This window comes from uncultured Clostridium sp., from assembly GCF_947036855.1.
Taxonomy (GTDB): domain Bacteria; phylum Bacillota; class Clostridia; order Clostridiales; family Clostridiaceae; genus Sarcina.
This window is the reverse complement of record NZ_CAMQRY010000001.1, coordinates 59,598-85,993: the sequence shown is the minus strand read 5'-3', so window position 1 is coordinate 85,993 and position 26,396 is coordinate 59,598. Positions and strand designations below refer to the sequence as shown.

The 26,396-nt window shown below is 28.8% G+C and carries 27 protein-coding genes; 1 reads left to right on the top strand and 26 read right to left on the bottom strand.

The genetic code is table 11. The features are described 5' to 3' along the window. Nucleotides 1–50 precede the first annotated feature (50 nt). The 7 genes from Q0V15_RS00425 to Q0V15_RS00395 all read right to left on the bottom strand — a co-directional run bounded on the left by Q0V15_RS00425 (nucleotide 51) and on the right by Q0V15_RS00395 (nucleotide 5,166). On the bottom strand, nucleotides 51–458 hold the full coding sequence (locus tag Q0V15_RS00425) for a hypothetical protein (protein ID WP_297435013.1): 408 nt from the start codon (nucleotides 456–458) through the stop codon (nucleotides 51–53). Beyond that, the gene (locus Q0V15_RS00420; RefSeq protein ID WP_297435012.1) at nucleotides 448–948 is read right to left on the bottom strand and encodes a hypothetical protein; all 501 of its coding nucleotides are present in this window, start codon (nucleotides 946–948) and stop codon (nucleotides 448–450) included. The genes Q0V15_RS00425 and Q0V15_RS00420 overlap by 11 nt, the downstream gene beginning before the upstream one ends. After that, complete coding sequence (locus Q0V15_RS00415; protein ID WP_297435011.1) at nucleotides 933–1,331, bottom strand: hypothetical protein; 399 nt, start codon at nucleotides 1,329–1,331, stop codon at nucleotides 933–935. Before Q0V15_RS00415 ends, Q0V15_RS00420 begins: the two co-directional genes overlap by 16 nt. After that, nucleotides 1,312–1,719 carry a Tfp pilus assembly protein FimT/FimU gene (locus Q0V15_RS00410; protein ID WP_297435010.1) on the bottom strand — a complete coding sequence of 136 codons (408 nt, stop codon included), beginning with the start codon at nucleotides 1,717–1,719 and terminating at the stop codon, nucleotides 1,312–1,314. The genes Q0V15_RS00415 and Q0V15_RS00410 overlap by 20 nt, the downstream gene beginning before the upstream one ends. Further along, entirely contained in the window at nucleotides 1,712–2,743 is a 1,032-nt protein-coding gene (locus Q0V15_RS00405) for a type II secretion system F family protein (protein ID WP_297435009.1), read from the bottom strand. Before Q0V15_RS00405 ends, Q0V15_RS00410 begins: the two co-directional genes overlap by 8 nt. Next, nucleotides 2,736–4,085: a GspE/PulE family protein gene (locus tag Q0V15_RS00400; RefSeq protein WP_297435008.1), complete on the bottom strand. Its 1,350-nt coding sequence runs from the start codon at nucleotides 4,083–4,085 to the stop codon at nucleotides 2,736–2,738. Before Q0V15_RS00400 ends, Q0V15_RS00405 begins: the two co-directional genes overlap by 8 nt. Nucleotides 4,086–4,161: 76 nt before the next feature. Then, the gene (locus Q0V15_RS00395; protein WP_297435007.1) at nucleotides 4,162–5,166 is read right to left on the bottom strand and encodes a hypothetical protein; all 1,005 of its coding nucleotides are present in this window, start codon (nucleotides 5,164–5,166) and stop codon (nucleotides 4,162–4,164) included. A gap of 250 nt (nucleotides 5,167–5,416) precedes the next feature. On the opposite strand from Q0V15_RS00395, the gene Q0V15_RS00390 reads away from it, so the two are divergent. Continuing rightward, a complete protein-coding gene (locus Q0V15_RS00390) occupies nucleotides 5,417–7,153 on the top strand; it encodes an NFACT family protein (RefSeq protein ID WP_297435006.1) in 1,737 nt (578 codons plus the stop codon). A gap of 34 nt (nucleotides 7,154–7,187) precedes the next feature. Here Q0V15_RS00390 and Q0V15_RS00385 read toward each other — a convergent pair whose 3' ends face one another. From Q0V15_RS00385 to rsmH, 19 genes are all read right to left on the bottom strand, one after another. Beyond that, a complete protein-coding gene (locus Q0V15_RS00385; RefSeq protein WP_297435005.1) occupies nucleotides 7,188–8,306 on the bottom strand; it encodes a class I SAM-dependent RNA methyltransferase in 1,119 nt (372 codons plus the stop codon). A 14-nt stretch (nucleotides 8,307–8,320) separates the two neighbouring features. Further along, nucleotides 8,321–8,857, bottom strand: a complete 537-nt coding sequence (gene pyrR / locus Q0V15_RS00380; protein ID WP_297435004.1) for a bifunctional pyr operon transcriptional regulator/uracil phosphoribosyltransferase PyrR — start codon at nucleotides 8,855–8,857, stop codon at nucleotides 8,321–8,323. After that, nucleotides 8,847–9,767, bottom strand: a complete 921-nt coding sequence (locus tag Q0V15_RS00375) for an RluA family pseudouridine synthase (protein ID WP_297435003.1) — start codon at nucleotides 9,765–9,767, stop codon at nucleotides 8,847–8,849. The genes pyrR and Q0V15_RS00375 overlap by 11 nt, the downstream gene beginning before the upstream one ends. Before the next feature lie 85 nt (nucleotides 9,768–9,852). Then, complete coding sequence (locus tag Q0V15_RS00370; protein WP_297435002.1) at nucleotides 9,853–10,473, bottom strand: DivIVA domain-containing protein; 621 nt, start codon at nucleotides 10,471–10,473, stop codon at nucleotides 9,853–9,855. Between the two features lie 15 nt (nucleotides 10,474–10,488). Continuing rightward, a complete protein-coding gene (locus Q0V15_RS00365; protein WP_297435001.1) occupies nucleotides 10,489–11,307 on the bottom strand; it encodes an RNA-binding protein in 819 nt (272 codons plus the stop codon). After that, nucleotides 11,258–11,731, bottom strand: a complete 474-nt coding sequence (locus tag Q0V15_RS00360) for a cell division protein SepF (RefSeq protein ID WP_297435046.1) — start codon at nucleotides 11,729–11,731, stop codon at nucleotides 11,258–11,260. The genes Q0V15_RS00365 and Q0V15_RS00360 overlap by 50 nt, the downstream gene beginning before the upstream one ends. A gap of 23 nt (nucleotides 11,732–11,754) precedes the next feature. Continuing rightward, nucleotides 11,755–12,417 (bottom strand): YggS family pyridoxal phosphate-dependent enzyme, encoded by a 663-nt coding sequence (locus Q0V15_RS00355; protein ID WP_297435000.1) that lies wholly within the window; start codon nucleotides 12,415–12,417, stop codon nucleotides 11,755–11,757. A gap of 78 nt (nucleotides 12,418–12,495) precedes the next feature. After that, nucleotides 12,496–13,200 carry a DUF881 domain-containing protein gene (locus Q0V15_RS00350; protein ID WP_297434999.1) on the bottom strand — a complete coding sequence of 235 codons (705 nt, stop codon included), beginning with the start codon at nucleotides 13,198–13,200 and terminating at the stop codon, nucleotides 12,496–12,498. Next, nucleotides 13,197–13,541 carry a DUF1290 domain-containing protein gene (locus Q0V15_RS00345; RefSeq protein ID WP_297434998.1) on the bottom strand — a complete coding sequence of 115 codons (345 nt, stop codon included), beginning with the start codon at nucleotides 13,539–13,541 and terminating at the stop codon, nucleotides 13,197–13,199. Before Q0V15_RS00345 ends, Q0V15_RS00350 begins: the two co-directional genes overlap by 4 nt. Before the next feature lie 2 nt (nucleotides 13,542–13,543). Continuing rightward, nucleotides 13,544–14,260 carry a DUF881 domain-containing protein gene (locus tag Q0V15_RS00340; RefSeq protein ID WP_297434997.1) on the bottom strand — a complete coding sequence of 239 codons (717 nt, stop codon included), beginning with the start codon at nucleotides 14,258–14,260 and terminating at the stop codon, nucleotides 13,544–13,546. 19 nt (nucleotides 14,261–14,279) lie between these two features. Further along, nucleotides 14,280–15,122, bottom strand: coding sequence for a cell division protein FtsQ/DivIB (locus tag Q0V15_RS00335; protein WP_297434996.1), 843 nt, complete (start codon nucleotides 15,120–15,122; stop codon nucleotides 14,280–14,282). Nucleotides 15,123–15,301: 179 nt separating this feature from the next. Continuing rightward, on the bottom strand, nucleotides 15,302–16,471 hold the full coding sequence (gene ftsW / locus Q0V15_RS00330) for a putative lipid II flippase FtsW (protein ID WP_297434995.1): 1,170 nt from the start codon (nucleotides 16,469–16,471) through the stop codon (nucleotides 15,302–15,304). Between the two features lie 35 nt (nucleotides 16,472–16,506). Then, entirely contained in the window at nucleotides 16,507–17,490 is a 984-nt protein-coding gene (mraY, locus tag Q0V15_RS00325) for a phospho-N-acetylmuramoyl-pentapeptide-transferase (protein ID WP_297434994.1), read from the bottom strand. Between the two features lie 51 nt (nucleotides 17,491–17,541). Continuing rightward, complete coding sequence (gene murF, locus Q0V15_RS00320) at nucleotides 17,542–18,897, bottom strand: UDP-N-acetylmuramoyl-tripeptide--D-alanyl-D-alanine ligase (RefSeq protein WP_297434993.1); 1,356 nt, start codon at nucleotides 18,895–18,897, stop codon at nucleotides 17,542–17,544. A 13-nt stretch (nucleotides 18,898–18,910) separates the two neighbouring features. Continuing rightward, on the bottom strand, nucleotides 18,911–20,359 hold the full coding sequence (locus tag Q0V15_RS00315) for a UDP-N-acetylmuramoyl-L-alanyl-D-glutamate--2,6-diaminopimelate ligase (protein WP_297434992.1): 1,449 nt from the start codon (nucleotides 20,357–20,359) through the stop codon (nucleotides 18,911–18,913). 88 nt (nucleotides 20,360–20,447) lie between these two features. Then, nucleotides 20,448–22,625, bottom strand: a complete 2,178-nt coding sequence (locus tag Q0V15_RS00310; protein ID WP_367173759.1) for a stage V sporulation protein D — start codon at nucleotides 22,623–22,625, stop codon at nucleotides 20,448–20,450. 77 nt (nucleotides 22,626–22,702) lie between these two features. Beyond that, entirely contained in the window at nucleotides 22,703–24,928 is a 2,226-nt protein-coding gene (locus Q0V15_RS00305; protein ID WP_297434991.1) for a stage V sporulation protein D, read from the bottom strand. Nucleotides 24,929–25,009: 81 nt separating this feature from the next. After that, entirely contained in the window at nucleotides 25,010–25,414 is a 405-nt protein-coding gene (locus Q0V15_RS00300) for a septum formation initiator family protein (protein WP_297434990.1), read from the bottom strand. A 45-nt stretch (nucleotides 25,415–25,459) separates the two neighbouring features. Continuing rightward, entirely contained in the window at nucleotides 25,460–26,392 is a 933-nt protein-coding gene (gene rsmH / locus Q0V15_RS00295) for a 16S rRNA (cytosine(1402)-N(4))-methyltransferase RsmH (protein ID WP_297434989.1), read from the bottom strand. Nucleotides 26,393–26,396 lie beyond the last annotated feature (4 nt).

The window sequence follows — 26,396 nt, the reverse complement described above, 5'->3', positions numbered from 1 at the left end:
TTTTATATTTTTTAACTAGTAAAGTTAATTTAAACCTTATCACTTACAATTTATTTTAATTCACTAAAAATAATATTTTTCATCCCTTTATCTTCTATAATTTTATATTTATAGTATTCATAATAATTAAATTGATAATCTATATGAACTGTAACTTTAAACGCCTGTGCTTCTTCATCATAACTTATTTTACTTCCACTATCATAATGACTATACTCTTGCTTTCTAATTTTTTCATCATCTAATTGCTCTAGTAAATCCAATTTTTCAGTCTTAAATTTATATAAATATCTCTGCGCAAGTTCTCTTACATCCTCTTCTATAAAAGATTCTTTTTTATAAAAATCCACAAATTTTGTTTTACTAATTTCAGTTTTTAAAATTAATAAACTAACAACTGAAATAAAACTTAAAAAACATACTATTTGTACTGTAACAATTCCTTTTTTATTTTTCATACACCCCAACCTTTTTCCCTATATTAACAAAAATATATTCTATATATATTAAATTTCTATCCTCTGTAATTATTATATTTTCAAGATCACCTTCTAAGTTTACAACATCATCATCTCCAGTTATCACTCCACCTACTTCTAATTTTTCATTTTCAATTCTTATGTTCCCTGCTTCAAAATAGATATATGTATTATTATTTTGATTGTATTCACCTATTTCATAAACCTCTATATTATTTGGTCTTTTATCATTTGCTTCATTGACCTTAACTTTAACATTATTTATCGGACTATTTATTATCCCTTTAATTCGCTCATCTAAACTTATAAAGTCAACTTTATCTGCAAGTTTTTTCACTGATTGATTATGCTGTTTTATTATAAAAATCCCAAGATTCATAACACACATCATAAGAATTGATACAATGGCAAGGTATACTACAACTTCTAAAATTAAATGTCCTTTTTTTTGCTTTATATATCTACGCACGAATTCCTCCTAAAGCTTATAACCTCTTTTTCTTTAAATACTTTTATTTCAATATCACCATTTAAATCTTCACTTGAAATATCAATATAAATCCCACTAATATCAAATATACTATGAAGTTTACTATCTTCTTTTATAAAATCTTTAGCTAAAACTTTTTTAGAATCTTTAAAATTTGAAATACTCATATTATTCAAACACTCTTTTTTAACAGCATACAAAACTGAATATTCATTATAGCTATCATTTGATTTCTTTTGTATATTAAGCCCCATATCAAATGCACTAAATATACAAACAGAAATTATACTAAGTAGTGCAAATCCTACCACTACCTCAATAAGCAAATAACCTTTTTTCTTTTTATTTATGAATCCCTCCACACTTGTTGCAATCAATAATTTTATATATTTCACCACTTTCATCTATAAATTCAATTTTAAATTCTCCATTAAACTTTCCATTTTTCTTTAAAATATAACTATCTCTGCCACCTAAATTCTTCAAATTTTTAAATTTAATTTCATTTTTTTCACCAATTAAAATACTTTCTTCTTTAATGTTTACAGAACTTGTTATCCCTTCCTTTTTACAATTCAAAGTTTCTAATATTATCATATTTTTAATTTCCCCAAACTCATTTACAGCTTCACTTTTAATTTTTCTTTCCATCAAATAATTTATATTCATAGATGCTATCAATGAAACAACTGATAAAAGCCCTAAATAAATAACAGTTTCAAGGAGTGTAACTCCTCGTCTTTTAAACATAACTCATATAGTCATACATAGGTATAAATACCATAAGTACAAGCCCCAAAACTATAACACCTAAAAAGCATATACTAATAGGCTCTATCTTTGAAACCATACTTTTTAACCGTCCTGAAAAATCTTTTTCTAAAATCCCAACAAGTTTACTTGTTGTTACATCAAGTCTTCCACTTTTTTCACCACATAAAAAGAAACTTTTACTAACACTAGACATAACATCTATCTGACCTATTGCATAAGACATATCCTCACCTCTTCTTAAAGCCTCTAAAATAATCTTTATGTAATCTCTTGTATACTTTTCAGCTATTGAATGTGATAATCTTTCTAAGGCACTTATAAGTGGCACACCACTCTCTATAACAAGTTTTAATATTGATACAATACTAAGTTCCTTATATCTTTTTCTTATTGATAAAAATCCTATAAAATCAATTTCCTTAAACTTCCATCTCACAAAAAAATATAAACCAATGACAATTATTAAAACTCCACTAAAGAATAAATAAATATTATATATTTCAAAAAATCCATTTAAAGCAATTACAAACCTTGTCATTATATTTAACTCTGCCTCAAGCCCCTCATACATTGATACTATTTCCGGTAATACAAAATCTATAAACAACATAAAAACTATAAAAGAAATACCAAAAAGTAATTTAGGATATAATGTAGCTGCAAAAACCTCTTTAGATAAACTTGCTTTTTTCTCAAAATGTACGGTCATATTTTTAAGAACTACTTCAAGTTCTCCACTCTGCTCTGCTACAATTAACATATCTGAAAATACACTCGTGTATAAATCTTCCTCTTCTAAAAAAGCTTCTGATATTGATTCACCCTCACTTATTCTTTTATAAATTCTGGCTATAGATTTTTTGTAATTTTTATTAGTTAGTCCTTCCTCTATAAGTTCTAGTGCTTTCATAAAATTAATCCCCGAACTTACGTAAGCTTCTAAACTAGATAAAATATATACTATACTTGCATAATCTTTTCTCTTTTTTAATTTAATCACCTAGTCCCTCACTATCTTTAAAAATAATATAATCGTCAAATGTTATTTCTCCATTTAAAACAAGTTCCTTTACTGACTCTAAAAGTTCATCTCCCCATTTTATATCTTCCTCATCCTTTAAATTAACTACCTCTGCAACAACAGTTCTTCCAGAATATCCTGTATTACTACATAAACTGCAACCACAAGCTTTATATAAGGCTTTAATTTCTCCATCAACCTCATAGTCATATTTCTCTCTACACGCTTTGCAAAGCGTCTTTATAAGCCTTTGAGTTATGATTCCAAGTAGTGCATCATCTAATAAATACTTTTCAACTCCCATATTTAAAAGTCTATTCTCAACTTCACCACCTGATGATGTATGAATAGTAGATAAAACCTTATGACCTGTAATAGATGACCTAACAGACATTTTTGCAGTTTCTTCATCTCTAATTTCTCCTACAAAAATAACATCTGGATCTTGCCTTAAAACATATCTAAGTGCATTTGAAAAAGTGAACCCTACTTTTTCATTAATATTACTTTGTGTTATCATAGGCATATCAAACTCTACAGGGTCTTCTAAAGTGCATATATTAAGCATATTTTTATCAAGCTCATTAAGTAATGCATATAATGTCGTAGATTTTCCACTTCCAGTTGGTCCATTGACAATTATCATTCCATTTTTAAATTTTAAAAGCCTCTCTATTTTCTGTGTCTGCTTCTTCGAAAAATTTAAATTACTAAGTTTATTAAGCCCTTCATCTTTATATAAAACTCTTAACACAAGTTTTTCTCCATTAGTTGTTGGAATACTAGAAACTCTAACATCCATCTGCTCTATACCTATATCCACTTTCATTTTCCCATCTTGTGGCTCAAGTCTATTAGATATATCCATAGCTGATAAAACTTTTATTCTATTGATAATTGACTGATAATCATCTTTTGAAAGCCTATCATGTAAAACTAAATCACCATTAATCCTAAATCTTATATTTGAGAAATAAATTTCAGGTTCTATATGTATATCACTAGCCCCTTTCTTTATGGCTATATCAATAATCTTCTTAACTTCTACAGCTATATAATTCTCATTTAAAACAGAATTTTCCCTATTTGAGTTATACTCTTTTATCATACTTACAACTTTTCTTTTCTCTATCTTTTTAATATCAATCTCTTTATTAAAAACAAGATTAAGGTAAAGCTTCTTATCCATAGTTATACTATCACTACATGCGACTAAATTATCATCATCATCTCTAGTCATTACCATATTAAATTTACTTGCCATAGTTTTAGGTATTCTCTTCATAGCCTTTGTATCAATAATTTCCTTTGTTATATTCATATCTATCACCTCTTAAATATGATTATTAACATATTTTTCCAGAATAAACCTATAAAAAAATAGATAAACAATAAAATTATTTATCTACTATCATATTCATTCCTATTTGATTTTCTAAAATATTTGTACTTTCACTTTTTATATCATAAAAATATAATTTTCCTGTTATATCTGAAAAATAAATTTTATTCTCCTCAATAACAAACCCACTTTCTCTACCTAAACTTTTGGGAAAACCATAAGTTAATCTCTTGATGCTTTTACTATTAATATCTACTCTATACAAATTATAATTCCCATTTTCAAATGCACTCATATAAATATCACCTTCATAAATTACTGATGTATCTATATTTTCAAAACCATCACATAAAATTTCTTCCTCTAAAGTGTTTAAATCTAATAAAGCAATTTTATTTTGCCCATCTATAACCTGTCCAATTAAAATTTCACTATCAGAAAGAACATCTATATAATTCACAAACTTTTCCTTAATCTCCTTAAGAAGTTTATAACTTCTATCTTTTATATTATAGCTAAATATACCACAATCATTATTATCCATATACACTCCATAAAAAATCAAATTATCATTATCTAAAAATCTTATTAAGTCCCCTGAAATTGCTATATTATCTGATATATTAACACTTGATAAATTATGTCTATCCACTATTTTATATTCTGATATATTATCTGTCGTAGTTTTTAGAAATATATAATCTCCATCACTGCTAATATTTATAAAACTTATATCTCCAGACACAAAAAAACTTTTAATTTCATCATTAGATCTTATATTAATTTTCTTTCCATTCTCTGAATATTCCAAAAACACTGCAACATCAGCCTTTTCACTATAGGCTCTAAGCTTTCCATGTGCCTCTAAATTCAAACTCACCAAATTACCTTTATCTATGTACTTATATATTTCCTTATCATTTTCCATATCAATAATAAGATTGTCTACTATATCTACTTTTTCCAAAGAAACTTCCTCTATCGGCTTCTTTCCACAGCCATAAAAAAACATCATAGAAAAAGAAATCCCAAGTAATACTGTTTTATAATTCTTTTTCATTTCCATCCCTCACTTAATCCTAAAGTTCATCCTATCTAAACTTCTTATAACAAAAATATTATATCATTTATCTAATATGAAATTACCTAAATACTAATAACTTAATATATTTTTCAGAATTTACTTAATTACTATCTATATCATTATCATCAAACGTTTATTTACTACTAGACAAACTTTAAAATTTCCATTACTTGCTTCAAAATGTTATACTTATTTAAACTATAAAGCTAAGAAAGGACTGATTTTTATGGCTTTAGATGGTATTTTCATGTACAATCTAACAAATGAATTAAAAGAATCTTTAATAGGTTCTAAAATAGATAAAATTAACCAACCAGAGAAAGATGAAATAATTTTAACTATAAGAGGAAAGGAAAATAAAAAGCTTCTTATCTCTTCTAGTTCAACATACCCTAGAATACATTTTACAAATATACCAAAGGCTAACCCACTTAAAGCACCTACATTTTGTATGCTTATGAGAAAATACCTTTGCAGTGGTAGAATTGTTAACATAGAACAATTAGACCTTGATAGAGTTCTAACTTTCACAATAGAAGCTAAAGATGAGCTTGGATTTGAAAGTCACTATAAACTTATAATTGAAATAATGGGTCGTCATAGTAATATCTCACTTGTAAGAGAGAGAGATGGAAAGGTTATGGAATCTATAAAACACTTAAATGCTAGTCAAAATAGTTTTAGAGTTTTATATCCTGGTGTTGACTATGTTTATCCTCCAAAATCAAGCAAAATAAATATACTTGATTTTAACTTTGATACTATAAAAGATTTCTTTAAAGAAAATCAAGTTGAATTTAATGAAAAGTTCTTCTCAGGTATTCTAACTGGTGTAGCTAAAACCTACTCAAAAGAACTTTATAATAAATATATAAATGAATATGACAAAGAACTTGTTTTAACTATACTATTTGATTTCTTAACTAAGGAAAAAGATAATATACTTACAAGTAATAAACATATAATTTATTCTAAAAATGGACTAATAACTGATTTCTATTCAAAAGACCTTGAAGTATACAAAGATTATTCAAAAGAAGAACTTCCATCAGCAAGTGAGCTACTTGAAACTTTCTATTCAAAGAAAGACAAACAAGATAGACTTACAGCAAAAAGTGTTAATATACAAAGACTTGTGCATACCAACACAGATCGTTGTCTAAAAAAAGTTAAAATATTAAATAACACACTTGCTGATTGTGCAAAAAAAGATGAATATAAAATTAAAGGTGAGCTTTTAACATCTTATATTTATAGTTTCAAGAAAGGTGATAAAGATACTACTGTTTTAAATTACTATAATACAGATGAAGAGGAATATGTAACTATACCACTTGATATCCACAAAACTCCATCTGAGAATGTCCAAAGACTATTTAAGAGATATAATAAACTTAAAACAGCAGAGCTTGAAGCACTTAAACAATTAAAACTTGCACAGGCAGAACTGGATTATCTATATTCTGTTTCAACAAACCTTGCAAATGTAGATAACTATGCTGAAATAGATGAGATTAAAAATGAACTTATAGCTACTTCTTATATAAGATTTAGAAGAGACCCTAGAAAGAAAGTAAAAAAAGAGAAAGTCTCAAAGCCTATGCACTTTAAATCTAAAGAGGGAATTGATATATTTGTAGGTAAGAATAATATACAAAATGATTTACTTACTTTAAAATCTTCTGATAAAAGATTTACTTGGCTTCATACAAAGGATATACCTGGATCACATGTTGTAATTGCATCATTTGAGTTTTCAGATGAAACTTTACTTGAAGCTGCAACACTTGCTGCTTTTTATAGTAAAGGTCAAGGTAGTACAAAAGTCCCGGTTGATTATACACTTATAAAAAATGTAAAAAAACCATCTGGTGCAAAACCAGGAATGGTAACATATTCAACAAATAAAACTTTATTTATTGATCCACCAAATGTTATAGAAACAGAAAAGGTAAGCAAATAATTTGCTTACCTTTCTCTTTTTCATATTAGAATTATTACTTAGCACCATGATACTGATAGTAATAACACTGTAATGTTCCATTATATAATTTTCTGTTTTTACTAGATTTAGCCATTAACATATCTTCAAAACCTTTAAATGCTGTTAACACATTTAAATCCCAACAAGGTAATTTTCTAAGCATTAAACCAAGTTGCTTATTAATAAATTCAACTTGCTCTTCCTCACCCATACGTTCTCCATAAGGTGGGTTACTTATAATAACTCCTGATCTTCTAGGTGTTGAAAACTCTGCTATATCTCTTCTTTGAAGTTCTATAAAATCTGAAACTCCAGCTTTTATTGCATTATTTCTAGCTGTTCTCATAACTCTTCCATCTATATCATAACCAATGATACTAAGTTCATTATTTTTCCTAGCTTTTCTAGCACCCTCTCTAACTTGTTCCCATAACTCTTTATCAATATTTGGCCAAGTTTCACTTACAAACTTTCTATTAAGTCCTGGCGCAATATTATTAGCTATCATAGCTGCTTCTATAAGAATTGTTCCTGAACCACAAGTTGGGTCTATTAAATGTTTCTCTGCATCCCATCTTGATAATAAAACAAGTGCTGCTGCAAGAGTTTCTTTAAGTGGAGCTCCACCTGAATGCTCTCTATATCCTCTCTTGTGAAGACCTTCTCCTGATGTATCAATAGTTAATGTTACTACATCTTTAAGTATTCCAACCTCAATTTTATAAACTGGGCCATCCTCATCAAACCATTCTTTGTTATAATGCTTTTGCATACTTTTTACAACAGCTCTTTTAACAATTGATTGGCAGTCTGGTACACTATAAAGCTTTGACTTTATAGACTTACCTGTAATATGCATTTTACCATTTACCGGTACATACTGTGACCAATCTATTTCAGCTGTTTTGTTGAATAACTCTTCAAAACTCTCTGCCTTAAACTCTGCTGCCTTAATTAAAACTCTATCAGCAGTTCTAAGCCACATATTAGCTATGGCAATATCCATTTCATCACCTTCAAAATGAACTCTACCATTCTCAATTGTTAAATCTTCATATCCTAAAGCTTTTAATTCTTTAGCTGCGATTGCTTCAATCCCAAAAGTTGTTGTTGCTATTAAATTATAATCCACTTTTTCATCTCCTCTTATTGTTCGTATATCGTAACAGAGTCATCTCCATCAATTTCTTCAATTTCAACCTTAACTATCTCTTCTTTTGCTGTTGGAACATTCTTCCCAACAAAATCAGCTCGTATAGGTAACTCTTTATGTCCTCTATCAACTAGTACTGCAAGTTCTATAAGCTCTGGTCTTCCATTATCCATTATAGCATCAATAGCAGCTCTTACAGTTCTACATGTATATAAAACATCATCTACAAGTATAACTTTTTTTCCAACTATATCAATACCAATATTAGCATCTTTAACTTCTGGAGCATCTGACGCTTTACTTAAATCATCTCTATATAATGTTATATCAAGACTTTCAACTGGAACTTTAATATTATCTATTGATTCTATAAGTTCGCTTATTCTCTGTGCAATTGGATATCCTCTTCTTTTGATACCAACTAAAACTAGATTTTCAGTACCTTTATTTTTTTCAACTATCTCATGTGAAATCCTTACAAGCGTTCGTCTTATAGCATTCTTATCTAAAAGTGTTGCTTTAATCTTCATAGCTTCCTCCAAATTTTTTTATTAAATCTTTAACATATTCAGGTAACTCTGAATTAAATTCAATATATTTTTTTGTAGCAGGGTGTATAAAACCTAATTTTTTAGCATGTAATGCTTGCCCTGTGCTTACAAGCTTTTGTCTTTTTAGACCATAAACTGTATCTCCTAAAAGAGGATGACTTATAAATGCTAAATGAACTCTTATTTGATGAGTTCTACCTGTCTCAAGATTACATTTTATAAGTGAACAAGAATTGTAAACTTCTAACGTTTTATAATGAGTTATAGCATTTTTCCCACCTCTAACCACTGCATACTTCATTCTATCTTTAGCATGTCTAGCAAGTGGTGCATCTATTGTTCCTTCTTCTTTTCCCATTCTACCTTCAACTATAGCTACATATTCTCTTTTTATTGTATGTTCTTTAAACTGTCTAGCTAAGTCATTATGTGCATTATCATTTTTTGCAACAACAAGAATTCCTGATGTATCTTTATCTATTCTATGTACAATTCCTGGTCTTGCAACACCATTAATTCCTGAAAGATCTTTACAATGATGTAAAAGTGCATTTACTAAAGTTCCATTAAAATGCCCTATTGCAGGATGTACAACCATACCTTTAGGTTTATTAACAACAATTATATCACTATCTTCATATATTATTTCAAGAGGAATATCTTCAGCTTCAACTTTTAAAATCTCAACTTCTGGTATAGAAATCAATATTTTATCGCCTTCTTTAAGCTTTAATTTAGCCTTTTCTGTTTTATCATTTACAATTACACTTCCATCATCAAATAGTCCTTTTATAAAGCTTCTTGATAAATCATTTAAAACTTCTGATAAATATTTATCTGCTCTTACTCCATTACCAGCTTCACTAACTATTATTTCTTTTGTTTCCATATTTTTTCTCCTATTCGTGTTCTTTTTTTATTTAACAAACAAAAATCTCACCCTAACATATTATTAGAAGTGAGATTTTATTAAATTAATTTTCTGCAAAATAACTTTTGATTTCATTCATATCATCATCCATTATAACATCTTCATCTATATCTTTAATACTTATTTCTTTATTTTGGTCAAAACCACTAATCTCTATACCTTTTTCTTCAATAGGCTCTTGAATTTCTGGCTTAGTTACATTAAAGTTTTTAACAAAATCTTTCTCTAAATCATCAAATGTTTCCATTTGGAAATTCATAAAGTTTCTAAATTTAGCTCTAAACTTTATAAATTCTTGTTTAATAATATCATAATCATCATTAATTTGAAGAACATCATTATGAGCCTTATCAAGAATCTTTTGAGCTGTATCATTAGCTTTTCTTATTATTCTATCAGCTTCATCTTGTGATGTCTTTCTTGATTGCTCTGCTGTTTCCTGAGCAAGTATCAATGTATTTTGTATTGTATTTTCAATTTGCATATGATGGTCAAGCTTCTCATTTGCATTTTCAAGTTTTTCTTTAACTTTTGTATTTTCTTTATATAAAGCTTCATATTCCTCAACTATTCTATCAAGAAACTCATCAACCTCATCTTGTGCATAACCTCTTATAGTTCTTTTAAATTCTTTATTATTTATCTCCATTGGTGTTAATTTCATATTCTCAAACTCCCCCTATGCATACTTTAAAACTGTAATTTTGAGCCTACCACTCTTTGTAGTTCCAGATACTTCTTTTACTCTAAATTTCCCTACACCTCTAATGGTAATTCTTACATCTTCTTCAACTTCATAACTCTTACTTGCTACCTCAATATAATCTACAAGAACTAAACCTTTTGAAATCAAATCAACAGCTTTATTTCTAGACATATTCGCAATTTCTGAAACAATACAATCAAGCCTTAATGATGCTATATTTACTACTACTTCTTTAAATTCTATTTTTGGTATTTCAATAAACTCATCCAAAATAGTACACTCGCAACTTAACTTCTTTATCTTATGTAAATTATTTTGTATAAAAGTTGCAATTTTATCATCAGTTGCTAAATAACAAACATCATCATTTTTTAAAATAAGGTCTCCCATTTTCTCTCTTTTTATTCCAAGAGACATTATAGACCCTAAATAATCCCTATGCTCAAGTTTAGTAAATTTAGTATTGCATCTAATCTCTAAAATTCTTATAGGATAATAATCCCATTCAGATTTATTAAATGCTAGTATTCTTCTATCAGATTCATCAAATATCCCATAAGACTCTATATTTAATCCTTTGTTAGACATTTTCTCTAGTGCTTTCCATATAGCAGGAGGGTAAAATTCTTCTGTAAACAGAGTTATTCCTCTACTACTTGCCTTTTCATAGGTATTATAAAGTTTTGCAATATCAAAATCTAGCTTATTATCTAAAAGCTTAAAAAAGCTATCTCTATTCATCTTATTTCCAGTTAAAGATACCTTTAGAACTAAGTTCTGTTTTAAGCTCATTACTTACATGCACATTTGATGGTGAAACTACATAAACTCTAGTTTCTATATCTTCAAGATTTCCATCTAAAGCATAAGCTGCTCCACTAACAAAGTCTAATAATCTTCTTGCTACTTTTGTTTCTAATGCACTAGTATTTATTATAACAATATTTCTATTTCTAAGAGCTGTACATATATCAACTGAATCATCATATTTAGTAGGTCTTGTTATTATAACTTTAGCATCTGCTGCTGAATGTATATTAAGAACCTTACCATTATTATTGTTATTTGACTGATTAATTGGTGTTACTGGAGTATTTCCACCTCTTACTGGTGCTTCATACTCTTCTTCCTCTTCAATATCCTCATAATCATCATATTCCTCTACATCCACTGTATTTAACCCAAAGAAATTCCTCACTTTTTCCTTAACTTCCATCACTAAATATCCTCCTTTAAACTTTAAATATTATAATCCCTTGCTCCAAAAATACCAGACCCAACTCTAACCATAGAACTACCTTCTTCTATTGCTATTTTATAATCACTTGACATTCCCATTGAAAGAATTTCCATCTCTATATTTTTGTAGTCCTTACTTTTAAGCTTTTCAAAAAGTTCTTTTGTTCTTTTAAAACATTCTCTATTTTCTTCATCACTACCCTTGGGTATAATTGCCATTATTCCTTTAATTCGTATATTATTACAATTTTCTATCAACTCAATTATATCATAAATATCCTCTTCTAAGACACCATATTTTTGTGTTTCTCTACCAATATTTACTTGAATTAATCCATTTGCTACAATATTTTCTTTTCTATATCTCTTTTCTATCTCTTTTATTAAAGAAGCACTGTCAATAGAATGAATTAGATGTACCTTACCTACAATATATTTAACCTTATTCTTCTGTAAATTTCCTATCAGATGCCATCTTACATCCTTATAGAAATTTTCGTACTTTTGACAAATTTCTTGAACTTTATTTTCACCAAAATCTCTTATTCCATGTTCATATGCTTTTTCAAGATCTTCTAAAGGTTTAGTTTTAGAAACTGCTATAAGTGTTACCTCTTGTGGTAAATTTTCTTTTACTATGTCTATATTTTTTTTAATGTCCATGCTAATTCACCTCTCTATATACTATTTTATACTATTATTCAAAAATTTCAAATTTTATTTACATTTTTCATGGTTATTCTATTTTTTAATATTAGTATAGTCTATCTTTCCAGTGAACTCAGTTATTTTTATGTTTTTTTCCCTATTAATATCAATTTTTATCTCTCTATTAATTAATTTTTTAATTGAACTATTATCTGCCATTAAACTTTCTTCTAACATTTCAGAATCACCTAAAACTTTTATATAAAATGGACTAGGAGTTTTATAACCATCAATAACTAAAAATTGTCCTGCACAGTATACCGAACTTTTTAAAATTATCCTTCTATCATTTATAGAGATAGCCTCCCCTCCCGCTATTTTAATATCATTTAATATATCTACAATATCATTATTGTGTATAGTCCTTTGTCTTCTTATAAAACTATCTATTTGCTTGTTATTTAAAGTTTTAAATCCATCTTCTAGCTTTATAATAACACCCTCTCCAGCTACTTTATCCTCACCTATAAGCATCCTATTTATCTTAAGTTCTTCCTCTATTATTCTAGCCGTTTCATCCTCATCACTTTTTCCCTCTTCATATACATCTATTTTCTCATTAAGTTCTTTATTTTCTCTCTCAAGCACCCCTATTTTTGACAGTATTTTAGTTCTTTCCTCATAAAGTTCTTCATACTCATTAACACCTATAACTTCACCACGTCTATTAATATTAAAACCCATTGATACTATAAACCCACTTATTACTGCTAAAATTAAAATCAAAATTTTCTTCATTTTTCTTTCTTCCTCATACCAATAATAATACCTTTTTTCATCAGTGAAAAATTCTTAAATATTCTTCCAACCACAACTATTAAAACAGCTAAATGAATTGGAACTCCCAATTTTTCACCAATAAAAACTAAGCTAACACCAAGAATTGAATTTCCAATAAAATCTGAAATAAATATATCTTGTTTAAAACTCTGATTTAAATTATTTCTTATTCCTGTAAATATAGTATCAACACCTATTAAAATAATAATTGCTATATATGGAGAAAATTCATCTGTTATATAAATTGGTGATATTACCCCTAGTATTATCCCAATTGATATACCTAAAAAAATCAACATTTCTACTCCTCCTTATACTCATTTAAGTAATTACTTTCTAATGGTTTATTACTTTTTTTAATTTTAACCTCATCTGATTCTTCCATTTTGTAGTCATAGTTAATAAGCGAACCAAACTCCATTTCACCAGGAAATGTTATTCCTTCCTTGAGTTTATTTATATTACCTATTACTTTTATTTCAATAGGTTTTATACTTGAAATCCTACCATCACCAACCCATATAAAATCACTAGCATTTTTAATCCCTGTTTGCTGTGTTATTCTATAATCATTAATTGATATTGCCTGTGCCTCTGAAAAATTAAGTAGATTAACTAAATGAGTAAGTTCGTATTCTTTTATAGTATCTGCATTTTGTCCTATAACAAGTGGTGACTTAATATTTATACTAACTATAATCCCACTGCCTTCAACATCTTCCTCACCAAGTATCATCCTTGTTTTATCAAGGCTTTCTTTAACCACTTTACTTATATCTCCTTCATCTACTGCACTATCCTCAATACTACTTAACTTCTGTGAAAGATTTAAATTTTTCTTTTCAAGTTCACTCTTTTCATTCTTCAAATTATCTATTTCAATCATAATTTCTTCTTTATCAGTCATACTTAAAGTGTCTACTGAATTGTTTTTCAATATTTTAAATTGTGAAACCATAAGAAAACCTACTATTGCACAAATACTCCCTATTGATAATTGTATATACTTTTTTTTCATATCTCCCCCATAAAGAAACTTATTCTCTTTCTATATTCTCTTCTTCACTTTTAATTTTAGCATTTTCATCTTTTTCATTATCAGTTTTCAAATTATCCTTTATAACTGGAGCATCTACTACACTAACATCAATATACCCATCTTTAAGTTTAATATTACTTGAACCCAATATTTTCATTGCCTTCTTATATTTTTCATCTAAATCTATTGCTTGTCCTAAAATGATTTCAATATCCCCTTTAAAAATGCTTATATCACTCTTATTTGAAACATCAACACTTGTAAATATACTATCCTTATTCTTATCAATAAGTTTTGTTGCAATATCTAATAATATAAGGGACACTTTTTCATTGCTTGTTATTCTTTCTCCAATTTTAACTGATTCAACTTTTAAACCTTTAACTTCTACAATGGCTAAGTCTTTATCATCATCTAAAATATCCATTATATACAACTCATTATTTAAAACATATATCTTAGAATCTAACTTTATCTTATAAAACATCTTCCTCTCACTTATATTTATATCTAATAAATTAGGAAGTTTCCTCTTAACCTCCGCACTTTTGATATATGGATTTTTTAATATTTCATTTTTTATAACATTAGTGTCAACTAAAAAAATATTTTGTCCCTTAATATTTTTCTGATTAATAACACCCTCACTTTTAATCATTTTATTTCCTGTTACCTTTGCTCCCTTAATTGCAAACATAGGTGCCTTAACAAGAACTAGAATTGTAACTATTATAAATATCATTATTAAAAACATAATTTTTTTTCTTCTTTTTCTTCTTGCTTTAATTTGAAAATAAGCATCAACTTTTTTACTTCTCTTCTTTTTTGTCATTACACTCATAATTAACCCCTTAACATAATTAATATAAGTAAATAATATCACTTAAATTTGCTTTTTTCATTACTTTTGTGTTAATTTTTGTTATATATGATAAGTTATTTAGCTTTTTATAATCAATTTATTATTTTAAAGCAAAAAAAATCTCTATGATAAACATTTTATCATAGAGATTTAATATTTTAATATTCTCTTTCACACTGCCTAGAAATATTAAGTAACACACCCATTGCACATAAATTTATAACAAGAGCTGTTCCACCATAACTTATAAATGGAAGTGGTACTCCTGTAACTGGAATTGCACCTGTTACAACTGCTATATTCATAATTGCTTGAATACCAATAATACCTGTTATACCAATTGCAAGTAATGTTCCATATACTTCTTTTGCTGTAATTGCAATAACAATACCTCTATATACAAATAATATAAATAGCGCTATTACAAATAAACATCCAACAAGACCAAGTTCTTCACCTATTATTGCAAAAATAAAATCATTATGTGGTTCTGGAAGGTACATTGTCTTTTGTCTTGACTCACCAAGACCAAGACCAAATATCCCTCCTGAGCCTAGTGCAAAGAATGATTGTATAATTTGATATCCATTATCTGTTGGATCACTCCATGGATCAAAATATGTCGCCATTCTTCCCGATCTAAATCCTGGTTTATTAACAATACCAAGTATTCCTATAATACCAAGTCCTGCAACTCCACCTATCATTCTAAGATCAGCTCCTGCTGCAAAGATCATTATTCCACATACAACAGCAGTTATCATAGCTACACTAAGACTATTCTGTGCATATATAAGCCCTGCAAAGAAACCTACGGTAATAAGTGTTGTCCATAGTCCTTTAAATTTTTTTATTCTAACACCAAATCTTGAAAGTTCAATTGCAACAAACAAAATTACTGCATATTTTACAATCTCTGATGGTTGAAATTGCCCTATAATAGGTACCTTAATCCACCTTGTTGCACCATATGCTGAATGTGTAAGTCCTGGAATCTTTAAAATTGTAATCACAAGCAATGTTGCTGAAACTCCAAGCCCTAACCACCTAAGCCACTTTAATTTTTTAAATTTATGATAATCTACTTTTGAAATAAAAAGCATCAATAAAAGTCCTATTACACCAAATCCTGCTTGTCTTTTAAAGAAATACATACCATCACTCTCACTAATAGTAGCTTTATAAAAACTTGCACTATATACCATAACAACTCCAAATCCTAATAAAATTAGGATAGTTGCAAAAAGTGTGAAATCAAAACTATCATACTTTTTTCTTTTTTCTTTTTTGACTATTTTTTTACTACCATTTTTTAAAATCCCTCTCATAAAGTTCCTCCTAAAACACATTTACCCCTAAATAATTAAATAGACAAGAATCCTATGAAGCAAAGAATTACAGTTATAACTGAGAATATTGAAACAATCTTTGTTTCACTCCATCCTACTTGTTCAAAATGATGATGTATTGGTGCCATCTTAAAAATTCTTTTCTTTCTAAGTTTATATGACCCAACTTGTAAAATAACAGATACTGTTTCTAAAACATATATCCCTCCAACAATCGCAAGAAGTATTGGCATTTTTAATAATAATGCTACAGTTGCAATTGCTCCCCCTAGAGCAAGTGAACCTGTATCTCCCATAAATATTCTAGCTGGGAATGCATTAAATTTAAGGAATCCAAGTAATGCTCCTGCAAGTGCTACGCAGAATATTGCAAGACTCATATGTCCTGTATTATAACTAACTATAGCAAAGAAAGTAGCTACTAATACAGTAATAGATGTAGCAAGTCCATCAAGTCCATCTGTTAAGTTAACAGCATTACTCGCTCCTGCAAAGTAGAATATTGCAAGTACTACATATGCATATCCAAGATTAAGATTAATATTGAAGAATGGTATTGCTATAACTGTTCCTACTGTACGCTGTGCATAAACTGCTATCGCTGTTGAAACTATTAATAGTAAAATCATTTTCTGCCATGATCTAAGACCTAAATTATTCCTGTGAATTATTTTTAATATATCATCTATAAATCCTATAACTCCAAATCCTAGGAATGCAAGTACTACTGCTATTATTTCTGATATATTTGTACTATCAGTTGCAAATCCTACTCCTAAAGCTACTATACTTGTTGAAACTATGAATATTATTCCACCCATTGTCGGTGTTCCTGCTTTTTTCAGATGACTCTTTGGTCCATCTTCTCTGATGTTTTGTCCAAATTTTAATTTGTGTAAAAGTGGTATAAATAAAGGTCCCATTATTACAGAAACTATAAAACCTAAACCTAAAGCTATGACTATCTTTGCATCTATTAAATTTTTTATTATATCCATTATTAATCTACTGCCTAAAACTTTAGGCAGCTTCACCTCCTAATATGTTCTTTAAACTAAAGATTTTACTATCTCTTCAAATTTTAATCCTCTTGATGCTTTAACAAGCACTATATCATCTTCTGATATATACTCTTTCAACTCTGTTATTAAAGCTTCTTTGCTATCATAAATACTTGCACCTTCTCCAAATCCAGATTTTATAAACTCTGAAAATTCTCCAAAAACAAATATTTTATCTAATTTTTTATTTTTAGCATATGTTCCTATATCTCTATGTGAATTTCCAGACTCAAGTCCAAGTTCTCTCATAGTTCCAAGAACACCTATTTTCTTATTACCTTTTAATGAAATTAAAACATCTATAGCTGACTTAACTGAATCTGGGCTAGAATTATAACAATCATCCAAAACTTTAAAGCCTTTTGCATCCTTAAGGTCAAGTCTCATTGATGTAACTTCTATATTATCCATACCTTCTTGCATTTCCTTAACAGAAACATCAAAGTATTTTCCAATGCAATATGCAAGCATAAAGTTTCCTACATTATGTTTTCCAGGCATTGAAAGGTTAAATCTATCACACTTGCTTTCATCAATAATATCAAAACTTGAACTTAATTTATCAAATTCCATATTTTTAGCTCTTATACTAAGATTTTCTCCTATACCACATCTAATAAGTTTATACTCTGTATCTTTAACAGTTTTAAGCATATCATCATCAGCATTAATTATAAGAGTGTTTTCTTTATTAAAGAAATCTACAATTTCCATTTTAGCCTTTAATATATTATCTCTAGTTTTTAAGTTTTCTATATGAGATAATCCTACATTTGTTATAACTGCAACTTCTGGTCTAGCAATATTGGCAAGGAAGTTAATTTCTTTTAAATCACTCATTCCCATTTCAAGTATCGCTATATCATAACTACTATCAAGTTCTAATATCATAAGTGGAAGTCCTATATGATTATTGAAATTCCCTTTAGTTTTAAAAACTTTATACTTTGAACTTAAAACTGCAGACATTATATCCTTTGTAGAAGTCTTACCAGTAGAACCAGTAACCCCTACAATTTTAACATCTAACTTATTTCTATAAAAATGTGCAAGCTCTGCAAGTGCTTTTTCACCATTTCCAACTTTTATAATACCAATATTCTCACCTAGAGATTCAATATCAAAAGTTATCTCTGAAACTATAACAAGTGCAGCACCTTTATTTATTGCATCAAGTGCATACTTATTACCATCAAAATTCTCACCTTTTAAAGCAATAAATATACTACCCTCTTTTATTTTTCTTGTATCAGTTGATACTTCTTTCCCACTATAAGTCTTAGGTACTTTTATACTTTCACCACTTACAGCTTCTAAAATTTCATTAAAGTTTAATTCTAACATAATAGAAATCTCCCTATTTATCTAATATTTCATTAACTACTTCTCTTTCATCAAAATGGATTGTTTCTTCTTTTAATATTTGGTATGTTTCATGTCCCTTACCTGCAATTAAAACAACATCTCCACGTTTTGCAATCATCATAGCTCTTTCTATTGCATCATATCTGCCTTCTATAACCTCATAATTTGTATTTACAAGAGGTTTTATTATATCATTTATTATACTCATTGGCTCTTCTGATCTTGGATTGTCTGAAGTTATTATTGCTATATCTGATAAATCACAAGCTATTTTACCCATTTGAGGTCTTTTAACTTTATCTCTATCTCCACCACACCCAACTACAGTTATAATTCTAGCTTTAGCAAAACCTTTAACTGTTTCAAGTATATTCTCAAGACCATCTGGTGTATGAGCATAATCAATTATTATGTTATAATTTATCTCTCTATCTTTAGCAACCATTTCACATCTACCAGGTATTAAAATATTTTCAAGACCTTCTTTTATAAATTTCATATCAATATTTAAAGAAATACCCATAAGTATTGTTCCTAGTGCATTTTGAACATTATAATCTCCAGGTATATTCATATTAAAAATTACTTCTTCACCCTTTATATTAAGTTTAAAAGTAGAACCATTTTCATTCATTTCTATATCATAAGCCTTAAAATCTGAATCACCTTTAATAGAAAATGTCATAGTATCTTTTTCTAGCTTATTTAAATCAGCTAAAACATTAACTCCATATTCATCATCTAAGTTAACTACTGAAATATTAGATCTTTCAAATAATATAAACTTAGCTTTATAATAATTTTCAAATGTCTTATGGAAATCCAAATGATCTCTTGTAAGATTTGTAAATATACCAACTTCATACTCAAGTCCATAAACTCTATCAAGTTCTAAAGAATGAGATGAAACTTCCATAACACAATATTCTACATTTTCATTTACCATCTGACTAAATAATTCATGTAATTCAAATGATTCTGGAGTTGTTCTCTCAGTATCAATTTTTTTATCACCAATATAATTAGCAATCGTTCCTATAAGCCCAACCTTTTTCCCTGCTTTTTCAAGCATAGCTTTTATCATAAAAGCTGAAGTTGTCTTACCATTAGTACCTGTTATTCCTATAATTTTAAGTTTATCTTTTGGATTTTCAAAATAATTAGATGATACAATAGCTAACGCTTTTCTTGTATCCTCAACTTTTATAATAGTTACTCCATCAATTGCTTCAATATCCTCTGAAACTATAATTGCTACAGCACCTTTATTTTTAGCATCCCCTATGAAACTATGCCCATCAACTTTAAATCCTTTAACGCAAACAAATAAATCTCCTTGATTTACTCGTCTGTTATCATATCTTACATTCCCTATGATTATATCATCATTACCATTTATTAATTTATAATCTAATTTTTTTAATAATTCTTTTAAAAGCATGATTTCACTCCTTAATTATTATGCTTAATTAACTTTTTTAATTCATGAAAATTAGCATGCGTACTCCACATGCTAATTTACTATCAAACTAATCTGTGGTTAATACAAACGTTATGGTTTCTCCTTTTCTAACTACATCACCTTTTTCGTGATTTTGAGACTTCACTATTCCCTCGCCTTCAAATTTAGCATTAAGTCCTATTTTTTTAATGAGACTTTCTACCATTTCCTTTGAATATCCTTGAAAGTCTGGAATTATAACATCTTTATTATAATTAGAACTACCACCTGTGTAAAGTTTTATCTTACTTCCATCTGCAACCATATAGCCTGCTTTTGGAAGCATATCACCTATATATTCATCTTCGCCTTCTATTTCAAATTTTAAACCTGATTCTTTTAAAATTTTCTTAGCATCAGAAACTTTAAGACCTCTGACCTCAGGGATTATTATATCACATTCCGTTGTAATCTCTGCATTAAAATATGAAGGTTTTAAATAATTAAAAATATCTTCATAAACCATTTTAGCAACTGGCGTAGCTATTACCCCACCATAATATTGACCAGCAGTAGGGTTATCTATTGAAACAAATAAAGTAAGTTTAGGGTCATCTGCTGGAACCATTGAAATAAATGATGATACATATCCACCACCATACCCACCTGTTTCCTTAACCTTTTGAGCTGTTCCAGTCTTTCCACCTATCTTATAGCCTTCAATATATGAATTTTTAGCACTCCCCTCCGAAACAACACTTTCTAGTATTTCTCTAAATTCTTTTGCTGTTTCCTCACTTATAATATTCTCTTTTACAGTTGGTTTAAATTCATCTGTAATTATTTTTTCTCCATCTGTTGCTGTATAGCCAACTTCTTTCATAACATGTGGCTGAATTAAATCCCCTCCATTTGCAATTGCATTAAATGCAGTCATGAATTGTATCATATTAGCAGTATTAGTTTGTCCAAATGAAATTGTTGCAAGATCTGTTTCTGTAATTTTTTCTGCTTTTTTAATAATACCTGAAGCTTCTCCTGGTAAATCAACTCCTGATTTACTACCAAGCCCAAACTTCTTTATATATTCAGTCATTTTTTCTGGTCCAAGTCTTTGCCCAAGTTCCATAAAACCTACATTACATGAATTTTTCACAATTCCATGAAAATCAAGTTCCCCATGACCTGTCCTTTTCCAACATCTTATATTTCTATCTCCAACTTTTCTATTTCCACTACAATTAAACTTGTCTTCATCACCAATAAGATTTTCTTCCATTGCAGCCGTTGCTGTTATAACCTTAAATATAGAACCTAACTCAAAAGTATCTGATACCGCTCTATTTCTCCACATTTTCTGAACTTTATCACCATCTGTTTCACCTTTAAATAATTCTAATCCTTCATGAGCATCATTCAAATCATACCCTGGTGAATTAGCCATTCCAAGTATTTCTCCATTTCTTGGGTCCATAGCTATTATACTTACTGCATCTGCTTTATTTTTTTCCTTTGTTATCTCTGCTGCTTTTTCTAAAAACTCTTGAATTTGTAAATCTATAGTAAGCGTAACATCTTTACCATCAATAGGTGCTGAAAATCTAGATATAGTATCCGTTATATCAGCTCCATCTTTTGCAATTTCAGTTATTCTTCTACCTGGTGAACCCGCTAGTATTTCATCATATACAAGCTCAACTCCTGTAAGCCCTTTTCCATCCGAATTTGTAGTTCCAAGTACATGTGACAAAACTTCCTCTTCTGGGTAATATCTCATAGTATCTGCCGATACCATAATCCCACTTATGTCCAAATCCTTAACCTTATCTGCTTTTTCTTTATCAACTCTTCTAGCTAAAATAGAACTTTGAGCTGGTGCACCTGACGGAAGTCTAAAATTCAATTGTTTTAATACTTTTGCCTCATCAATTTCTAATGCTTTTGCAAGTCCCGGTGCTAGACTTTCATTAGTTGTTTTATTATCTTTATTATGTTTAGCAACTGTTTTTAAGTCTATATCTACCCTATATACATTCCCACTCACTGCTAATTCTTTACCATTTCTATCATAAACCTTCCCTCTTTTCGCTGCTATCTTTACATCACTAGTCCACTGGTCTATTGCCTTACTTGAATACTCTTCATATTTGAATACTGTAATATATACAACTCTCATTATTAACAAAAGAAATATCACAATTAAAAATACCAAACCAAAATGCATTCTCTTTTTCATTGTAGCCCTATCTTTAAAACTCCTCGCCATAATTAACCTCCAAAATTAAAATAAGGATATATCAATTTGATATATCCTTAAATAATATGTTGATTAACTTAATTAAATTACTCTTTCTTTTTTAAAATTAATTTAACTGTATCTCCAGTATTTACAACTTCGCCTGCTTCAATACTCTGCCTTTCAACTATTCCTATTTTATTGTCTAATTTATACTTCAAACCAATTTTATTAAAAACACTCTCAATCATATCATTTGTATAACCTATAAAGTTTGGTACAACAACTTTACTTTCAAAATTTTGTCCCTCTGTAAGTTTTACATTTACTACTGCGCCCTTTTTAATTAAGCTTCCTGGTAAAACATCTAAACTTTTAACTCTACTGCCTTTACCACTAATTTTCATTTCGATATTTTCACGTTTAAATATATCTTTTGCTTCCTCTACTTCAAGTCCTCTTACTTCAGGCATTATTATCGATGAATTATTATCCTGTGTAAAATCTAAATCCTCAATCCCCTTGTAAGTATAAATCCCCTCTAAAACTTCTTTAACAACAGGTGCTGCCATACTACTTCCTGATGCTGCTCCAACTTTAGGATTTTCTACTACTACTAAAATACTTATTTTAGGATTATTTGCAGGTGCCCCTGCTATAAATGAAGCAATTCTACCTTGCCCATACCCACCATTTTCTTCATCTATCATCTCTGCTGTTCCAGTCTTACCAATTACCCTAAAGCCTTCAATAAAAGCAGATTTACCAGTACCCGTTGCAACTGTTTCCTCTAAAGCACCTTTTATTACATCTGAAGTTTTTTTATCTATAACTTGTGTTTTTTCTGTTTTATAAGAATCATTTATAACAAGTGTGCCATTTTCTGTTGTGCTTGAAATTTCTTTCATTAAATGTGGTTTAACTAAATATCCACCATTTATACTAGCATTAAAACCTGTTAAAAGTTGAATCATACTAACTGTGTTAGCTTGTCCAAAAGATATAGTTGCAAGGTCAACATCACTCATTGTTTCAGGAGTCTTAATAATTCCAATTGCTTCACCAGTAATATCAATCCCCGTTTCTTTTCCAAAACCAAACTTTGTAATATATTCATGCAATTTTTCTTTACCAAGTTTTTCACCAATCTCCATAAAACCTACATTACAAGAATTTTCTATAATCTGACTAAATGTTTGTGGTCCATGTCCCTCTCTCTTCCAGCAATTTATTCTTGTCCCTTGTATAAGCTTATATCCTCCACACACATATGTTTCACCTCTATTAGCAATACCTTCTTGCACTCCAGCTGATGCTGTAACTATTTTAAATGTAGAACCAGGTTCATATGTATTAGATATAACTCTATTTCTCCACATTTGTTGTATTTTTTCACTTTCTGTTTCTCCCTTAAATCCTTCAAAACCCTCATATGGTTTATTAGGATTATAATCTGGATTTGTAACAAGTGCTAATATTTCATTAGTATTTGGTTCTGTAACCAAAACACTAACTGAATCAGCCTTATGTGCCTTTAACGCTTTCTCTGCTGCTTTCTCTGCAAAATATTGAATCTTCTCATCAATTGTTAATATTACATCCTTACCATTGATTGGATTTATATAATTAGCACCTTCAAGTGGGAGTTCATGCTCCTTGTCACCATCAATACCCGCAATTCTATATCCTGATATACCAGATAAAACTGAATCATAATACATCTCTATGCCATTAAGCCCTTTACCATCAGCATTTACATTTCCTACAACATAAGATGCAAATTCATCATTTGGATAATATCTTTTTGTATCTGATGATATTAAAATTCCATAAGTATCAAGTTCTTTTATCGCATCTGCCTGTTCTTTACTAATTCTTCTTGCAAGAATAGAGCTTGTTGCATCTGCACCTGATTTAAGTTTTGCATTCACCTTACTATCTACAAATTCTTTATCAAGATTTAAAATACTTGCTAGTTTTTCTATTAAAACATTTTCTAAACTTTCTTCGCTATTCTCACTAGTAGCTTTTCTTTCTAATGTTTGATTTATACTAACTATATCTAAATCAACTCTATAAACATCCCCACTAACAGCAATGCTATGACCATTTCTATCTAATATACGCCCTCTTTTAGCCTCTATTTCTATTTCACTTATAACTTGCTCATCAGCTCTTTTTTTATATACTTCACCTCTAAATACTACTCTATATACTAAAAAACATAGTATAAATAAAAATCCTACCCCAAATATTATAAGAACTTTTGAACTTCTCTCTCTAACCTTTAACTTAAACTGTCCATTTTTTGATGTCTTTTTATCTTTCAACATATTTTCCCCCGATAATATAATATTTTAAAATAAAAAATTATGGATGCACTCTATTAAAGTACATCCATTTATTAAGACTATTTAAGGAACTATATTCATTGAATCATTTCTATTTGGGTAGACCATATCTAATTTATCAAAAGCTATCTTTTCTATTTTTTCTAAAGACCCACTTTCTGATATTTTTATATTAAAATCTTCATTCTTTTCTGACATAACTTTTATCTGATTATTAAGATTTGTTATATCAGTTTGTATTGTATATATTGCATTGTATCTACTTAATATAAATATTGATGTAGCTACAAATATACACATCACGATTGAAGTTCCAAATATAACTCTATTTTTCTTCTGCTCTTCCCTTAATGCATGATTCTCTAAATATTTTTTCTCTCTTAGTTTTCTTCTTTTGTTATTTTGTTCCTTTATCTTTGGATTGGTTATATTTCCTTGTATATTATGCTTTAATTTTTCTATACCCATAACATAAAACCACCCTTAATTTCACCCTATTTTTTATACCTTATATTATAATTTTTCTAAAACTCTAAGTTTTGCACTTCTACTTCTTGGATTATATTCAAGTTCTTCTGCTGATGCCTCTAATGGTTTCTTTGTAAGTATCTTTATGATAGGATCACTATCACACACACAAATTGGGAATCCACTTGGACATGTACATGGATTTGTTAAGCTTTTATATGTTGTTTTAACAATCCTATCTTCTAATGAGTGGAATGTTATAATAGCCATTCTTCCACCTTTATTAAGCTTACTTACTCCATCTTTAATAGTATCTTTAATAATTGCAAGTTCTCTATTAACTTCTATTCTTATAGCTTGGAATGTTCTTTTAGCTGGATGAGGTCCCTCTCTTCTAGCTTTTGCTGGTATAGCAGACTTAATTATTTCAACAAGTTCAAAAGTAGTTTCTATTTCCTTTTCTTCTCTTGCTTTAATTATAAATCCAACTATTCTCTTAGCAAATTTTTCTTCCCCATACTCTCTAATAACTCTATATAACATTTCACCTGTATAACCATTTACAACTTCATGTGCGCTAAGTGTTTCTTCTCTATTCATTCTCATATCAAGTGGTGCATCTTTCATATAACTAAATCCTCTATCAGCTGTATCAAGTTGATAAGATGAAACTCCAAGATCTATTAAGATACCATCTACACCTTCAATATCAAGATTATCTAAAACATTTTTTATTTCTTCAAAATTACTATGAACTAAAGTCGCATTTGGGAAATCTTTAAGTTTTTCTCCAGCTGCTTTAAGTGCATCTTTATCTTGATCTATACCTATTAATCTTCCTTCATTTCCAAGGTTCTCTAAAATAACTGATGAATGTCCTGCTCCACCAAGTGTGCAATCAACATAAATTCCATCTTTTTTTATATTCAAACCTTCTATACATTCATTTAAAAGTACTGATATATGTTTAAATTCCATTTTG

Bases quoted from the DNA above. Each gene is read 5' to 3' on its own strand.
- mraY (WP_297434994.1), bottom strand. From the start codon at position 17,490: ATGGATATAATAAAAAATTTAATAGATGCAAAGATAGTCATAGCTTTA.
- Q0V15_RS00315 (WP_297434992.1), bottom strand. From the start codon at position 20,359: ATGCTTTTAAAAGAATTATTAAAAAAATTAGATTATAAATTAATAAAT.
- Q0V15_RS00355 (WP_297435000.1), bottom strand. From the start codon at position 12,417: ATGGACATTAAAAAAAATATAGACATAGTAAAAGAAAATTTACCACAA.
- Q0V15_RS00425 (WP_297435013.1), bottom strand. From the start codon at position 458: ATGAAAAATAAAAAAGGAATTGTTACAGTACAAATAGTATGTTTTTTA.
- ftsW (WP_297434995.1), bottom strand. From the start codon at position 16,471: ATGAGAGGGATTTTAAAAAATGGTAGTAAAAAAATAGTCAAAAAAGAA.
- Q0V15_RS00335 (WP_297434996.1), bottom strand. From the start codon at position 15,122: ATGAGTGTAATGACAAAAAAGAAGAGAAGTAAAAAAGTTGATGCTTAT.
- murF (WP_297434993.1), bottom strand. From the start codon at position 18,897: ATGTTAGAATTAAACTTTAATGAAATTTTAGAAGCTGTAAGTGGTGAA.
- Q0V15_RS00365 (WP_297435001.1), bottom strand. From the start codon at position 11,307: ATGAGCTTAAAACAGAACTTAGTTCTAAAGGTATCTTTAACTGGAAAT.
- Q0V15_RS00305 (WP_297434991.1), bottom strand. From the start codon at position 24,928: ATGTTGAAAGATAAAAAGACATCAAAAAATGGACAGTTTAAGTTAAAG.
- Q0V15_RS00360 (WP_297435046.1), bottom strand. From the start codon at position 11,731: ATGGAAGTTAAGGAAAAAGTGAGGAATTTCTTTGGGTTAAATACAGTG.
- Q0V15_RS00340 (WP_297434997.1), bottom strand. From the start codon at position 14,260: ATGAAAAAAAAGTATATACAATTATCAATAGGGAGTATTTGTGCAATA.
- rsmH (WP_297434989.1), bottom strand. From the start codon at position 26,392: ATGGAATTTAAACATATATCAGTACTTTTAAATGAATGTATAGAAGGT.
- Q0V15_RS00310 (WP_367173759.1), bottom strand. From the start codon at position 22,625: ATGGCGAGGAGTTTTAAAGATAGGGCTACAATGAAAAAGAGAATGCAT.
- Q0V15_RS00345 (WP_297434998.1), bottom strand. From the start codon at position 13,541: ATGTTGATTTTTTTAGGTATATCAATTGGGATAATACTAGGGGTAATA.
- Q0V15_RS00370 (WP_297435002.1), bottom strand. From the start codon at position 10,473: ATGAAATTAACACCAATGGAGATAAATAATAAAGAATTTAAAAGAACT.
- Q0V15_RS00375 (WP_297435003.1), bottom strand. From the start codon at position 9,767: ATGGAAACAAAAGAAATAATAGTTAGTGAAGCTGGTAATGGAGTAAGA.
- Q0V15_RS00410 (WP_297435010.1), bottom strand. From the start codon at position 1,719: ATGTTTAAAAGACGAGGAGTTACACTCCTTGAAACTGTTATTTATTTA.
- Q0V15_RS00400 (WP_297435008.1), bottom strand. From the start codon at position 4,085: ATGAATATAACAAAGGAAATTATTGATACAAAGGCTATGAAGAGAATA.
- pyrR (WP_297435004.1), bottom strand. From the start codon at position 8,857: ATGAAGATTAAAGCAACACTTTTAGATAAGAATGCTATAAGACGAACG.
- Q0V15_RS00390 (WP_297435006.1), top strand. From the start codon at position 5,417: ATGGCTTTAGATGGTATTTTCATGTACAATCTAACAAATGAATTAAAA.
- Q0V15_RS00395 (WP_297435007.1), bottom strand. From the start codon at position 5,166: ATGAAAAAGAATTATAAAACAGTATTACTTGGGATTTCTTTTTCTATG.
- Q0V15_RS00300 (WP_297434990.1), bottom strand. From the start codon at position 25,414: ATGGGTATAGAAAAATTAAAGCATAATATACAAGGAAATATAACCAAT.
- Q0V15_RS00350 (WP_297434999.1), bottom strand. From the start codon at position 13,200: ATGAAGAAAATTTTGATTTTAATTTTAGCAGTAATAAGTGGGTTTATA.